Source organism: Cellvibrio chitinivorans (genome assembly GCF_035117775.1).
Taxonomy (GTDB): Bacteria; Pseudomonadota; Gammaproteobacteria; order Pseudomonadales; family Cellvibrionaceae; genus Cellvibrio; species Cellvibrio chitinivorans.
In genome coordinates this window covers 227,782-242,919 of record NZ_JAYKKN010000003.1, presented here as the reverse complement: position 1 = coordinate 242,919, position 15,138 = coordinate 227,782, and the positions used below count along the sequence as shown (strand labels likewise).

Annotated in this window: 10 protein-coding genes; 5 read left to right on the top strand and 5 right to left on the bottom strand. The window is 48.1% G+C overall.

The window, feature by feature from the left end; all coding sequences use genetic code 11:
• Nucleotides 1-176: 176 nt before the first annotated feature.
• From SPL68_RS10905 to SPL68_RS10895, 3 genes are all read left to right on the top strand, one after another.
• Entirely contained in the window at nucleotides 177-2,981 is a 2,805-nt protein-coding gene (locus SPL68_RS10905; RefSeq protein ID WP_323815170.1) for a TonB-dependent receptor domain-containing protein, read from the top strand.
• A gap of 114 nt (nucleotides 2,982-3,095) precedes the next feature.
• Entirely contained in the window at nucleotides 3,096-4,877 is a 1,782-nt protein-coding gene (locus SPL68_RS10900; protein WP_323815169.1) for a peptide MFS transporter, read from the top strand.
• A gap of 30 nt (nucleotides 4,878-4,907) precedes the next feature.
• On the top strand, nucleotides 4,908-6,791 hold the full coding sequence (locus SPL68_RS10895) for a M2 family metallopeptidase (protein ID WP_323815168.1): 1,884 nt from the start codon (nucleotides 4,908-4,910) through the stop codon (nucleotides 6,789-6,791).
• A gap of 65 nt (nucleotides 6,792-6,856) precedes the next feature.
• Here the strand turns inward: SPL68_RS10895 and SPL68_RS10890 are convergent, their stop codons facing one another.
• The 5 genes from SPL68_RS10890 to cobT are packed head-to-tail and all read right to left on the bottom strand — an operon-like array spanning nucleotide 6,857 to nucleotide 11,233.
• Nucleotides 6,857-8,266, bottom strand: a complete 1,410-nt coding sequence (locus tag SPL68_RS10890) for an MATE family efflux transporter (RefSeq protein WP_323815167.1) — start codon at nucleotides 8,264-8,266, stop codon at nucleotides 6,857-6,859.
• A gap of 28 nt (nucleotides 8,267-8,294) precedes the next feature.
• Nucleotides 8,295-8,918, bottom strand: coding sequence for a histidine phosphatase family protein (locus SPL68_RS10885; RefSeq protein WP_323815166.1), 624 nt, complete (start codon nucleotides 8,916-8,918; stop codon nucleotides 8,295-8,297).
• Complete coding sequence (gene cobU, locus SPL68_RS10880) at nucleotides 8,911-9,450, bottom strand: bifunctional adenosylcobinamide kinase/adenosylcobinamide-phosphate guanylyltransferase (protein ID WP_323815165.1); 540 nt, start codon at nucleotides 9,448-9,450, stop codon at nucleotides 8,911-8,913. Before cobU ends, SPL68_RS10885 begins: the two co-directional genes overlap by 8 nt.
• Entirely contained in the window at nucleotides 9,447-10,190 is a 744-nt protein-coding gene (locus SPL68_RS10875; protein WP_323815164.1) for an adenosylcobinamide-GDP ribazoletransferase, read from the bottom strand. Before SPL68_RS10875 ends, cobU begins: the two co-directional genes overlap by 4 nt.
• A complete protein-coding gene (cobT, locus tag SPL68_RS10870) occupies nucleotides 10,187-11,233 on the bottom strand; it encodes a nicotinate-nucleotide--dimethylbenzimidazole phosphoribosyltransferase (RefSeq protein ID WP_323815163.1) in 1,047 nt (348 codons plus the stop codon). Before cobT ends, SPL68_RS10875 begins: the two co-directional genes overlap by 4 nt.
• Before the next feature lie 173 nt (nucleotides 11,234-11,406).
• Between cobT and SPL68_RS10865 the strand changes: the two genes are divergently transcribed.
• Together SPL68_RS10865 and katG are read left to right on the top strand one after the other, a co-directional pair.
• Complete coding sequence (locus tag SPL68_RS10865; RefSeq protein ID WP_323815162.1) at nucleotides 11,407-12,597, top strand: amino acid aminotransferase; 1,191 nt, start codon at nucleotides 11,407-11,409, stop codon at nucleotides 12,595-12,597.
• Between the two features lie 315 nt (nucleotides 12,598-12,912).
• Nucleotides 12,913-15,114, top strand: a complete 2,202-nt coding sequence (katG, locus tag SPL68_RS10860; protein ID WP_323815161.1) for a catalase/peroxidase HPI — start codon at nucleotides 12,913-12,915, stop codon at nucleotides 15,112-15,114.
• Nucleotides 15,115-15,138 lie beyond the last annotated feature (24 nt).

The window sequence follows — 15,138 nt, the reverse complement described above, 5'->3', positions numbered from 1 at the left end:
GCAAACTCCTACCTGTTTTTTTAAACGACCTTAATCCTTACGCAATAAATTCCGAATTTTTTACTGCGTTAAAAACTTTCTAATTTTCAATTTTAGTCAAGTTTTCTATCGGGATTAACAGGCGTTATTTCTACAAATATTCCGTCGTCCATTTTCTCCTTTAAAGAGGTACCTCTATGAGCAAAAAGCGCGAATTGTCGACTGTCATTCAAGCTCTTACATTTGGTGTTTCCGGGTGGTTATTAACTGGTGCGTTACCGGCTTTTGCGCAGAGTGAAAGTGCAGACAGTGTTTTGGAAGAGGTGTTGGTAACCGGGTCTGCCATTAAACGCCAGGAGAATCTTGAAGGCTCATTACCTATTCAGGTATTTGGACGTGGAGAATTGGATCGCAGTGGCGTGGCTACTACCGGTGATTTTATTGAAACCATTCCGGCTATGCAGGGATTTACCACGGTGAGTGATTCAGTTGGTGGCTCTGGCGGCGGGGTACGCACGGCATCTATTCATGATATTGGAGAGCAATACACACTGGTGTTATTGAATGGTCGCCGTATGGCACCAGCAGATTCAGGGGGCACTATCGACCTCACTGCAATTCCTATGAGCATGTTGGAGCAAGTCGATGTGCTGACCGATGGTGCCAGTGCGCTTTACGGTTCAGACGCAATCGCCGGTGTGGTTAACTTCCAACTTAAAAAAGAAGTAGAAGGGACTACGATTAGCGCGCGCTATGCCGACCCGACCGAAGGGGCAGGTGAGACGCTGGATTTTGACTTGATTACTGGTTTTGGCAGCTTGAAAGAAGATGGCTATTCCTTTGTGTTGGGTTTTAACCACAATAGCCAAGAGCAATTAGCGGCGGTTGATCGCGACTTTGCAAAAACAGGTCTTATTACCGTTACTCACCCTGAGTTAGGTGGTAAAGGTTTGTTCTTTAACGGCTCAGGCAATGCCATTCCCGGTAATGCCACTGCGACTTATATAGATGTCACCAAGGTTGATGACCCTGCTACCGAGGTTGATGAGCGTCGTACCAGTATTGCATTCAATCCCTATCAGAAAGAAAACGGAACCTGCGCACCAGACAATTCACAAATTGGTTCCACCTGCTTTTTCGATTACACGACTACTATTGAAATCGTTCCCGAGTCAGAACGAAACTCCCTGTTCTTGAACGGTCATTACAAAGTGAATGATGATTTCACCTTGTATTCTACGTTGGTGTATACCGAGAGCCAGTTAACCTCGCGCATTGCTCCATATCCCACAGGTAATGTGCCTGTGCCAGTAGACTCCCAATTGGTGGCAGATTACGTACTTCCTTATTTAACTCAATCACAAGCCGACAATCTGGTGAGCGTGACAGGGACTTGGCGTGCATTGCCTGCGGACCCTCGCACCACCGAATACAATTCCGATGCTACGCATTTTGTGGTGGGATTTGAGGGTGCATTTAATGATATCGATTATTCCGCTGCCTATACCTTTGCGAATAACTCGCAGGTCCAAGACTATCCAACGGGTTGGTTATTGCTTGACCCGTTTGTGGATTTGGTTGCATCAGGTGGATTAAATATTTTCACCACCCCTGACCAAATTACCGATGCTGAGCGCGATGCATTGCGTGAGACTGTGTACAACGGAAATTGGGATTCTACTGATGTTACGGTGAATTCGATTGAAGGCGTTGCATCCAAACCAATTTTCTCTATGAGTGGTGGTGAAGCAGTAGTGGCGGTTGGTTTTGATTATCGCGATATCAGTTACGTTCGCGAAATTGCTGATGCTAATGCCAACGAAGAAATTCTCTTTTTGTCTAAAGATACTCCGTACGATATGAGCCGTAGTCAGGCGGCGATTTACACCGAAGTTTTGTTGCCGGTGGCTGATTCGATAGAGCTAACTGCGTCATTGCGTTACGACACTATCGATGCGGTAGATTCAAAAGGTGTGGGTTCTGTTGGTGAATCTATGGATGACACCACCTACAAAATTACTGGCCGTTGGGATGTAACTGATCTGTTAGCGTTGCGCGCATCCTATGGTACCGGTTTTAAAGCGCCGAGCATGCTGGAAGTAGCAGAGCCGCTGACTGAGTTTGGCGTTACTTCAGGCAACTACGCTTGTCCGTTCCCGTCCAGCGATTCTATGGCGCAATATTGCTTGCCGGGGACATCGCAATATACGGTTTATCGTCAAGGTAATGCCGAGATCAAGCCTGAAACTTCAGAGCAATACAGCGCCGGTTTTGTATTGCGCCCAATCGACAACGCCAGCATCACCATCGATTATTGGAATGTTGAAATCGATAACGTCGTTGAGCGTTTGAATGAAGAAGAAATTTTTGCGAATCCAACCTTGTATCGCAATTTGTTCTCAACCAAAACCAACCTTGCGACCGGGTCTGAAGAGCTTGCGATTATTCAAAGTGCAGTCAATGGTGGTGTGCGCAATGCATCGGGCATCGACTACAACTTCAGCATGGCATTTGATTTGTCTTTCGGCACGCTTACGCCTACCTTGAGCGGCACTTACATGCTTGAGTCTGAAAGCAGTTTGAATGGCAGCAGTTTGGGTAAATTTGGCGGCGACAGCAAAGTGACTTTCCGCAACCAGATTCGTTTAGGTGTGACACTTGAGCAGGATATGTTTACACACTCATTGGCCGCCAACTACCGTTCTGGCTATGTCGATCAGGCGCAAATAGTAAACATGCTTGATAGCAACGGTGAGCCTGATTTCTCTACCGATACTCCGATTCAACTAACGGTTTCGGATTATTACACCATCAATTATCAAACATTGGTTAAGTTGATGGATGATAAGTTGGGGCTCACGTTTGGTATTAATAATCTGTTGAATGAAGAGCCTCCAGTATCTTTGCGCACCAATGGCTCAGGTCACCAAGTGGGATGGGATCCACGTTATACCGATGCATTTGGCCGCACACTGTATGTACGCGGGGAATACACTTTCTAAAACTATTCATCTCCAGACATTAAACTGTTAACGTCTACACTCATATCAGGAGCGGGTCATCGCTCCTGATATTCTCATCTTAAAAATAATGTCATTTGGAAAATACTTTTTGCTATGAATCATTCTTCAGCGAGCGGTGAGTTTCTTGGCCATCCCAAAGGCCTTTATGTGTGTTTCGCAACCGAAATGTGGGAGCGATTTTCATTTTACGGGATGAAGTACATCCTGCTGTTATATCTCACTAAATACCATTTGTTTTCTGACGGTGCCGGTCTGGATATTCTCGGTGCCTATGCTGGATTAGTTTACGCGCTACCTGTGATTGGTGGGTTGATTGCAGACCGCTATTTAGGTACTCGTCGCGCGGTGTTGTTTGGCGGCATCATGTTGGTGATCGGCCATTTCCTGATGGCGTTTGAGGGGCAGCAAGCAATTTACTACCCCGCTGGGACTGTATTGAGTGAATCATTAACATTGGCCTCTGGTGAAATTCTTGGTGCAGGAGCTGTATTGGTTAAAGAGATAACCAAGCAGGATACCGCTGCCCTCAATGTTTTTTATACCGCTATCGCATTCATCGTGATTGGTGTGGGTTTTTTAAAACCCAATATTTCTGTGATTGTCGGCAAGCTGTATCCCGAAAATGATCCGCGACGGGATTCAGGTTTTACCTTGTTTTATATGGGCATCAATGTGGGCGCATTGGTTGCTACTTTAGTGTGTGGCTGGTTGGGCGAAACCTATGGCTGGAGATACGGCTTTGGTTTGGCTGGTATCGGCATGATCATCGGCTTAATCACATTTTTATTCGGTCAGCGTTATTTGTATGGTTATGCTGAATCACCCGCGCCTGACTGGTTAGCGAAAAAAGTGGTTGGTATTACACAAGAGTGGTGGATATATATTGCCAGCATTGCAGCATTACCACTCATTTGGTGGTTGGTGCAAAGTGAGCCTGTTGTTCACATCACGCAAAATATTTTCCTGCTGTTGGGGATCGTCGGCATCCTTGCTTATGCCATGATTCACTCTAATCCGTGGAAATCGCGAACCTCTCTCTATGCATTAACGGCGACCGTTATTTTTATTGGTATCGGTAGTGTGCTTTCACAAAATAACGTTATCCAAATTTCTGAAACGGCAACGGAATATTGGTTGTACGCTGCCATGCTCGCGCTATTGGTTTTCGTTCTTTTCGGTTTTGCTAAATATCGCAGCGCTGAATTCACCCGTACCTTAGTGTTGATGGTATTAATTGCATCCACCATTGTATTTTGGTCGTTGTTCGAACAGTCGGCGGCGTCCATGACTTTATTTGCTGATCGTGTGATGGATCGGGATGTACTCGGCGTAACAGTAAAAGCCAGCCAGTTTGCTGCATTAAATCCAGCGTTCATTATGTTGCTCGCAATTCCTTTCGCATTACTTTGGCCTTGGTTAGACGCACGCGGGCTTAACCCATCAACCCCTGTGAAATTTGCATTGGGGACGATACTCGCCGGTCTCGGTTTCGGCGCATTGGTTTTGGGGGCGCAATTTCCTGATGAGATGGGTAAGGTCGCGGCAATTTGGTTGGTGTTGGCGTACTTTTGTCATAGCAGTGGCGAGCTTTGTTTATCGCCAATTGGATTGTCCGCGGTAACAAAATTATCAATTCCGCGCGTAGTTGGTGTGAGTATGGGAACCTGGTTTGTCGCAACGGCTTTATCAGAAACCATTGCGACTCGCATGTCCAAAATGGCTTCTATTGATACCTCCGCCAAAACCGATATCGCGGCTATGTTAGCCAGCTACATCGAATTGTTTGAGTACCTCACTGTGCTGGGGGTTGGCTTTGGTATTTTTATGCTGTTTGTTTCACCTTTGTTAAAACGCGGTATGAGTGGCGTTCGCTAATTCGTTTGCTAATCACAGGTAAAAATATTTATGAAAGGCCCTAACTTTTTGCGCAATGTTTTATTTACCAGTATTGCTATCTGTTGTTTGGGGGCTTGTAGTAAAGCACCATCTAGCGTAGCGCCAAGTGAAGTACAACGCACTGACAAGCACACTTCTGCGGCGCCTGCCAAATCGGCGGATGAATTTATCGCGACTGTGAATAAAACCTATCTCGATAATTATCTAGAGTTCAACGCGGCGCAATGGATCTACGTTACCTACATCAACGACGACTCTGCATTATTGGCCACCAAAGCCAATGAAAAATGGATGGCAATGGAAAAGGAGTTGTTAGCAGAAGCGCGTATTTATAAAGATGCGCCTATGTCGGCGGAAACAAAAAAGGCCTATGTCAACATGACCTTGGGCAAAACCATTTTGCCACCTGATACACCTGAAGAACGTTCGGAACTGGCGCGCCTTGGTACACATATGGAAGGTGTTTATGGTGCGGGAAAATACTGTAAACCTGACGGTACTTCTGAGCAAAATACTGGGGAAAATTGCCGCGATTTAATTCAACTTTCTGATGTGCTCGCTACCAGCCGCAACTATGACGAATTGGTTGATGCATGGACAGGTTGGCACAGCGTTGCAAAAGCGTATCGCAAAGATTATCAACGCTATATCGAGATCGCCAATTCAGGCGCTCGCGCCTATGGGTTTAGCGATTTAGGCGCATCCTGGAAATCTGGCTACGACATGCCCGCTGCGGATTTTGAAGCTGATGTGGAACGCTTGTGGCAACAAGTAGAGCCGCTGTACAAATCCCTGCATTGTAAAGTGCGTACTGATCTCGCCAAACAATACGGTGCAGATAAAGTACCGCTCAACAAACCCATTCCCGCACATCTGCTTGGCAATATGTGGAGCCAGCAGTGGGATGCAATTTACGATTTGGTTGAACCTTATCCCGGCGTTGGCGATCTGGATGTGACCGCTGCTTTGGTAAAGCAAAAGAAAGATGCAATTGAGATCACTAAAATTGCAGAAGGGTTTTTTACCTCTTTAGGTATGCGTTCACTACCCGATAGTTTTTGGAAAAATTCCATGCTGACCAAGCCGCGCGACCGCGAAGTAGTTTGCCATGCAAGCGCGTGGACTATGGATGCGAAAGAAGATGTGCGCATCAAGCAATGTGTTGAGCCAAATGATGAGGAGTTTGAAACTATTCACCATGAGCTTGGCCATATCTATTACGACCTTGCGTACAACAACCAACCGTTATTATTTCAAAATGGCGCCAATGATGGTTTCCACGAAGCCATCGGCGACACCATTGTTTTATCCATCACCCCTGAATACTTAAAAGCTATAGGTCTGATCGATAAAGTTGAAAACAATGAACAGGCTGTCATTAATCAACAAATGAAACTGGCATTGGGCAAGGTGGCGTTTTTGCCTTTTGGCAAGCTCATCGATCAATGGCGCTGGAAAGTTTATTCCGGTGAAATAAAACCAGAGGATTACAACAAATCCTGGTGGGAGCTGCGCACGCAATATCAAGGAATCAGTGCGCCAGTGCCACGCAGCGAAGAAGACTTTGATGCGGGTGCGAAATATCATATAGCCGCCAACGTTCCCTACACTCGCTATTTCATCGCGCATATTTTGCAGTTCCAATTTCACAAAGCGCTGTGTGATGCTGCCGGTTTTAAAGGGCCTTTGCATGAATGTTCTATCTACAACAGCAAAGAGGCGGGTGCAAAATTGCAAGCCATGTTAGCGGCTGGCGCAAGTAAGCCCTGGCAGGATATTTTGGAGGAATCTATTGGAACCCGCGAAATGGATGCCTCTGCAATTTTGGATTACTTTGCACCGCTAAAAGCGTGGCTGGATGAGCAAAATAAAGGGCAGGCGTGTGGGTGGTAATCTTTTCTGAAAAAAATAATGTGTGTGTAGTAGACAAGACGGGCGGCTAAGGCCGCCCGATTTTATTACGCAGGTTTGGTGCGAAAACGGAACATCCGTACCGTTAGTAATAGCGCAGCACAACTCAATCCGGCAATTAATGCCGTCCAAAAACCGGGAGCACCCATTGGTGCGACTAACCAATCTTTGAATGTCAGTGCATATCCCAGTGGCAAACAAATTCCCCAGAATGACAAGAGCATAATGAGCATGGGGATTTTGGTGTCTTTGTAGCCGCGCTGCACGTTGATCATGGTAACTTGAATCACATCGACTATCTGAAAAATCGCTGCCAGCATAAATAATTGCGCTGCGATTGTTTGTACAGCCATGTCGGAAGTGTAGAGGCTAGCGATCCAATCGCGACCAAAAAATAAAATCGGTGCGTTAATACAGCTGATGCCGAGTGCTAGTAGCAATGAGCTACGCGCAAGTAATCGCGCTTCGTCATAGTCTTTTGCACCGACTAAAAAGCTGACGCGCAAAGTAATCGCCATGCCCAAACTGAGCGGTAACATAAAAAAGACAGACGTAGCATTTAACACCACCTGATGTCCCGCCACGGTGTTAGCCCCTAGCGGTGCTAAAAATAGCGCGATCATGCAGAACATACTGACTTCAATAAAGAGCGTAAAACCGATTGGTAAGCCGAGTTTTAATACATTCGCTATTTCCTGTTTGTTGTACGCCGCCCAGTTGGCGATTAAATGAAATTGTTGGTAGGTTTTGCTGCGATTCAAATAAATCAGCAGTGCGATAGTGGCTATCCAGTTGGAGATAGTTGTTGCCCAGCCGCAGCCTATGCCGCCCATTGCGGGTAACTGAAACGCAATAAAATCGAACCCATAGATAAAAATATAATTCAACGGCAAGTTTAATATGGTGCTGATGAGTGAGAACACCATAATCACGCGTGTGTGACCGAGGCCATCGGTTAACCCGCGCAGCGCGATCAATAATAAAAGCGCGGGTACTCCCCAAGAGAACGCTTTGAGATAACCGTCAGCAATCGCTGCTGTTGCAGCATCCAGTTTTAATAAAATTAATAAAGGCTGGGCGTTGATCAGCAATAAGATCATAAAAATAGTGGCAGCAAAGGCGATATAAATTCCCTGCCAAGTGGTGGGCATAATTTTTTGCAAATCACCAGCACCGCGATGGCCGGAAATAATCGGTTGCAGCGCGCCGAGTAAACCCACAAAAAATAACAGTACAGGCACCCACAGGCTGGTGCCTATGCCGACACCGGCTAAATCTTTCGCGCTGGCGTGGCCGGCCATCACTGTATCTATAACGCCATTGGCCATTTGCGCGAGTTGCGCAATAAAAATAGGCCCACCGAGCAGCGCCAGTTGTTTCCACTCGGTTAAGGTTCGTTGCACCAGGCTTTGATTGTGGTCGGGCAGGGGTTGTTGCATTTCTTCTTGAATGTCCACGGTATTTCCAGCTGAGGTAGTAGTCTTTTCAGTTAAACGTTGTTGCACCTATATATTTGATAATAGGTGCTGCGGCAGGGTGGTCTGCGATTTCAATACGCGTATGGCTCGCATAGTCAATGTGCAATTGTTTGAAGAGCGCTGCGTTGCGCCAATCCAAATCCAGAATGTGCGCGATCAAAATGCGAATCACACCGCCATGACAAATAATGAGCTGATGCTCGCTCGCGCTTTTTGAAATCGTCTGTTCCCAAACGTCGATAACACGTAATGCAAATTCTTGTAGCGATTCCCCCTTGGGCGCTTTGATTGTTGCGGGCATTTCCCAGAAACGATTGAGTGATTGCCATTGCTGTTCGTCGAACGCATCAAAAGGAATTCCATCCCATTCACCGAAATGCATTTCTTTTAAATTATTAATGATATCCAAAGGCAAACCCTGCTCAGTGGATAATTGCTGAGCCGGTTTTGCGCAGCGCTCAAGCGGCGAGCTAAGAATATGCGTGATCGGCGTATGTTGATGAATCTGCTTAATGTTGCGAGTGAGGTCATTTGCACCCGATATGCTCAGTGCAATATCGGTATGGCCATAAAGAGCGGCTGGGCCGTTGACTTTGCCGTGGCGTATCAAAGTGATGATGCGCTTAGCCATTGTCTCCACCTTTGAGTTGCAAAGCTTTAAGTTGCAAAGGTAAGCCCGCCGCAATAAAAAACACCTGGTCTGCTATTTGCGCGATTCGCTGATTTAATCGGCCTGCTTCATCCACAAATGTGCGGCTGACCTCACCCAGCGGAATGATACCCAAGCCGACCTCGTTGGCGACAAAAATAATATCGCCCTCTGCATCTGCTGCGCTCTGGATAAGCTCGTTAAACAGTGCTTCAAAATTTTGTTGCGGCGAATTGAATAGCTGATTGTTTAACCAAAGCGTCAGACAATCGACCAGAATGGTTTGATTTTTTTTCGATTCCTGAATCAACGCTGCGGCTAAATCCAGTGGGCATTCCAGCAATTGCCAATCGGCCGGGCGCTGTTGTTGGTGATGTGCAATTCGCGCGCGCATTTCGTCATCAAATGCGGTCGCGGTCGCGATATAAAGCACTGATTGTTGTGCTGCTTGCGCAAGTTGTTCCGCATAGCGGGATTTGCCAGAGCGAGCGCCGCCGAGGATAAGTGTGATCATATCGCGAGCAGCACTCCGTATATGGTTAATTCACTTATTTGTTGAGTTGCGCCGAGTGTATCGCCCGTGTATCCACCAATTTGTTTATTTAAATAAAGTTTGGCGAGAGTGCGCACCAGCAACAAACTGACGATCAAATAGACGGCGGTCATGTGCGGCACCAATAAAAGTGCAGGTACGCCGGTGAGCAATAAAATTGCTAATTCGGTTTTACCCAGTTTATTGGCTAAAGGTTTGCTTTTGCTGGCATCCTCTTCACTTACATACTGCATGTCTGCGATTAAACTCACGGCAGTAGCGCGCGATAAGGGGTAGGCAATCAGCAGCGCAATAACAATGTCGGTGTTTTCGATAAGCAATAAATATTTGCCGAGTAACGCCATTAATAATGCAGATGCGCCATAGGTGCCTATGCGGCTGTCTTTCATAATCGCCAGTTTTTTTTCGCGCGTGAACGCACCACCAAATCCATCGGCAGTATCGGCCAAACCATCTTCGTGAAATGCGCCAGTGAGCAGCAAGCTAAAACCCATCGCCAGCCAGAGGCTGATGGTTTCGGGAAATAATTTTGTCGATAAAAAAAATAGTCCAGCGACCAGCGCACCTAACAACCATCCGACAAGTGTTAGATAGCGGCTGGATTGATTAAGTTTTTCCGGTGAATATTCCACCCATGCAGGCATGGGGATTCGGCTAAAAAAGCCGAGCGCAAGAAAAAATAAATTGAGTTGGTTTTTCAAACCTTTACGCCTGCACTTTCAAAAGTTGCCATCTGATTGTAAAAACTCACTGCCGCTTGAATTAATGGCAATGCCAGTGCTGCACCTGTGCCTTCGCCCAAACGCAAACCTAAATCCAGCAGGGGTTTTGCATCCAATAATTGCAACATAAGTTGATGGCCGCTCTCATGGGATGCATGCGCAAAGATCATATAGTCGCGTGCATTGGGGTTAATTTTTACCGCGAGCAACGCAGCGGCAGAGACGATAAATCCGTCTACCAAAATCAATCGCCCGGCTTGCGCAGTGGCGAGCATGGCGCCGCAGATTTGTGCAATTTCAAATCCGCCAACTTCCGCGAGAATTTTGTACGGCGACTGGTCTTTTATGCGCGCAATACCTTGTGCTACCAGTTGGATTTTTTTCTCCAGCTGTTGCGAATTTATACCCGTGCCCAATCCCACACATTGCTCGACAGGTGCCTTGCTGATTGCTGCAAGAATCGCGGCAGCAGAACTGCTGTTGCCGATTCCCATTTCACCAAATGCCAACAGGTTTGAACCAGCGGCGATTTCGGCCTCGGCAAATTCTTTACCCAGTGTTATCGCTTGTAACAGTTGTTGTTCGCTCATCGCCGGTTCATAAGCGAAATTACGCGTACCTGATGCGATACGCTGCAAAATCAGCGCAGAGGGGGCGGGTTTTATTTCGTGTTTGATGCCGGCATCGATCACCTTGAGCGGAATATGGTTAGTGCGGCAAAAGCAGTTAATGGCCGCGCCACCCGCCAGAAAATTCAGCACCATTTGTTGGGTGACACTGCTGGGGGCGATGCTCACTCCCTCTTCGGCAATGCCGTGGTCAGCGGCAAAAACCAGCATTAAGGGCCGCTCAATGCTCAGGCGTTTGCGTGCTTGCACTAACGCAATTTGCATGGCGAGTTGTTCAAGCTGCCCAAGGGCGCCGAGGGGTTTGGTTTTTTGGTCGATGCGTGCCTGTATCTCGGCGGTCTGTTCGCGGTTTACCGGGGCGATTTTCCAGTCAAAGTGCGTATCAAGCGTCATACAGCGTCTCTTTTGTCATTTGGGCGCGGCTGGATTCATATCTGGCCTTATGGCTGCGCAAGTTACCATATCCACAGGGCTAATTTACTGGCATCGGCATCAACCGGGCGTATAATCGCGCCCTGTTTTTGCCGAGCTTGTTTTTGTCCTCTTGTAAGACTTTGGAGTCCGCCATGTTTGAAGCCCTGCCTTTGCTGCCTAATGATCCCATTCTGGGGTTGAGTATCGCTTACGCCAATGACACCAATCCGAACAAAGTGGATTTGGGGGTAGGGGTGTACAAGAACGATGCCGGTGTAACGCCGATCATGAAAGCGGTGGCTGAGGCCGAAAAACTGCGAATCGCGCGCGACATCACCAAAGCCTATACCCCACCTGCGGGTGTTCCGGGCGCCAATGAAGTTGCTACTCGTTTGGTGTTTGGTGCCGGTCATGCAGCGGTAGAGGCAGGCCGTGTGCGCACTGTGCAGGCTCCCGGTGGCTGCGGCGCTTTACGGGTAGCGGCGGAGTTAATTCAGCGCGCGAAACCCGGTGCGAACTTGTGGGTGAGCACCCCAACCTGGGCGAACCATATTCCACTTCTGGGCAGTGCCGGGTTGAAGCTGCGTGAATATCCTTATTATGACTATGCGACCCATAGCATCGACTTTGCGGCGATGATGGCAACCATCAATGAAATTCCGCGCGGCGATTTGGTATTGCTGCACGCTTGTTGTCACAACCCGAGCGGTGCGGATCTGACGCGCGAGCAGTGGAATCAGGTTGCCGATGTGCTGGTTGAGCGCGGCATTATCCCGTTTGTCGATATGGCCTATCAGGGCTTTGGCGAAGGCTTGGAAGAAGACGCTTACGGTCTGCGTATGCTCGCCAATCGCGTACCGGAAATGATCGTCGCCAACTCTTTCTCTAAAAACTTTGGCCTGTACCGCGAGCGCGCAGCTAGTTTGAGTTTAGTCTTTGCCGATACCAAACAAGCTGACGCTGGATTTAGCCAAGTGCTGAACGTGGCGCGTGCTATCTACTCAATGCCGCCAGCACATGGCTCGACGATTGTGGACATCATTCTGCATAGCGATGAGCTGAGCCAACTGTGGCAAAACGAACTGACCCAAATGCGCGAGCGTATCGCCGGTTTGCGCAGCCATCTGGTGGAATCGTTGGGCGGTTTGCAGCAAGCGCGCGATTTCAGCTTTATCGCCCAAGAGCGCGGCATGTTCTCATTTTTAGGACTCACGGTAGAGCAGGTGCATAAACTGAAAAATGACTACAGCATCTATATGACTGATACCAGCCGCATCAGTGTTGCCGGTTTGACCAACGAAAAAATGGACTATGTGGCCAAGGCGATAGTGGCGGTACTCTAATCCAGTACAAGCCTCCAACAAGCAAAGCCCCTGAAATGAGAGTTTCAGGGGCTTTTTTCATGGCTTTGTATGATCTTTTCTGAATATCTAAGATTTTCTTAATATCTGTGAGGATTAAGTTGGCTTGCACGCCTAGCCGCTGCGAGGTTTTTATCTTTGATAATAAAATTCTATCAGGTTGTTATTTATTATAAATTTTGTGTGAGTGAAGTTGTTGGGCTAAGGTTAGTTCATCCAGTCGATACCATCGTATTGACCGATTAGATAATCAATCAACCACTCGTTACCAGCAACCGTAATAGATAGGAGAGATTCATGGATAACAACGCAAAATCTTCAGGCAAATGCCCGGTAATGCACGGCAGTATGACGGCATCTGGCAAGTCCAATACCGACTGGTGGCCGAATGCTCTGAATCTGGACATCCTGCATCAACACGACCGCAAGACCAATCCTCTGGGCGAGGATTTCAACTACGCAGACGCATTCAAGCAGCTGGATTTGGAAGCCGTCAAAAACGACCTTAAAGCCTTTATGACCGACAGCCAGCCTTGGTGGCCAGCTGACTGGGGACACTATGGTGGTTTGATGATCCGCATGGCGTGGCACTCTGCTGGTAGTTATCGTTCTGCCGATGGTCGCGGTGGCGCCAATACCGGTAACCAACGTTTCGCTCCTTTAAATAGCTGGCCGGACAACGGTAACCTCGATAAAGCCCGTCGCTTGTTGTGGCCGATCAAAAAGAAATACGGCAACAAGCTCTCATGGGCGGATTTGATGATCCTTGCGGGCAATATGGCGTATGAATCCATGGGTTTGAAAACCTTTGGTTTTGCCGGTGGCCGTGAGGATATTTGGCACCCCGAAAAAGACGTTTACTGGGGCCGTGAAGTTGAGTGGTTGGCTAAAAGCGGTAGCGAGGGCAGCCGCTATTCATCATCACCAGAGGGCGGTGACCGCGAGTTGGAAAGCCATTTGGCGGCGGTGATGATGGGGTTGATTTACGTGAACCCTGAAGGGGTTGATGGCAATCCTGACCCGATTAAGACCGCCCATGATATCCGCGTCACCTTTGAGCGCATGGGTATGAATGATGAGGAAACCGTTGCCCTGACGGCGGGCGGCCACACCGTGGGTAAAGCACACGGTAATGGCGATGCAGCCAATCTCGGGGTAGACCCTGCTTCTGCGGACGTGGAAGAGCAAGGTTTGGGCTGGATGAACAACAAAACCCGCGGCATTGGGCGCGACACAGTGACCAGTGGTATCGAAGGCGCTTGGACTACCAACCCCACCAAATGGGACAACGGCTACTTCAAAATGCTGTTGAACCATGAGTGGGAACTGACCAAAAGCCCGGCGGGCGCATGGCAATGGCAACCGGTAGATATTAAAGAAGAGGATAAGCCGGTAGATGTTGAAGACCCATCCATTCGCTGTATGCCGTTGATGACTGACGCAGACATGGCGATGAAAATGGACCCGGAATATCGCAAAATTTCCGAGCGCTTCGCCAATGATCAAGCCTACTTCTCCGATGTATTTGCGCGCGCATGGTTTAAGTTAACGCACCGCGATATGGGGCCGAAATCCCGTTACTTGGGCAGTGATGTACCGGCAGAAGATTTGATCTGGCAAGACCCGATCCCGAGCGTGGACTACACCTTGAGCGATGCTGAAGTTGCCGATTTGAAAGCAAAAATCCTCGCCAGTGGTTTGAGTGTGTCGGAATTGGTAGCAACAGCTTGGGACAGCGCACGCACATACCGCGGCTCGGATTTCCGCGGCGGTGCTAACGGTGCGCGTATCCGCCTTGCGCCGCAAAAAGATTGGGAGGGTAACGAACCTGCACGTTTGCAAAAAGTGTTGAACGTCTTGGCTGGAATCCAATCTGCTGCAAGTAAAAAAGTCAGCATGGCCGATTTGATTGTGTTGGGTGGAACCGCAGCGGTTGAAAAAGCCGCGAAAGATGCAGGTGTCAATATCACTGTGCCTTTTGCGGCTGGTCGTGGCGATGCAACCGAAGCACAAACCGATGCAGAATCGTTCGCTGCGTTGGAGCCGGTACATGATGGGTTCCGCAACTGGGTGAAAAAAGATTACGGTGTTGCACCGGAAGAAATGATGTTGGATCGCACTCAGTTGATGGGCTTAACTGCACCGGAAATGACAGCATTGGTAGGCGGCTTGCGCGTGTTGGGTGCTAACCACGGTGGCAGCAAACACGGCGTGTTTACCGATAAAATCGGTGTGTTGAGCAATGACTTTTTCGTGAGCCTGACTGACATGTCCAATCAATGGAAGCCGACAGGCAAAAACAGCTACAACATCGTTGAGCGCAGCACTGGCAATGTGAAATTCACGGCAACCCGTGTTGACTTGGTATTTGGCTCCAACGCGATACTACGTGCTTACGCTGAAGTTTATGCGCAGGACGATAACCGCGAGAAGTTTGTTAAGGACTTTGTGGCGGCTTGGGTGAAAATGATGAATGCTGATCGTTTTGATCTGAAGTAAGTGTTAGTTTTGAGCTGAACAATT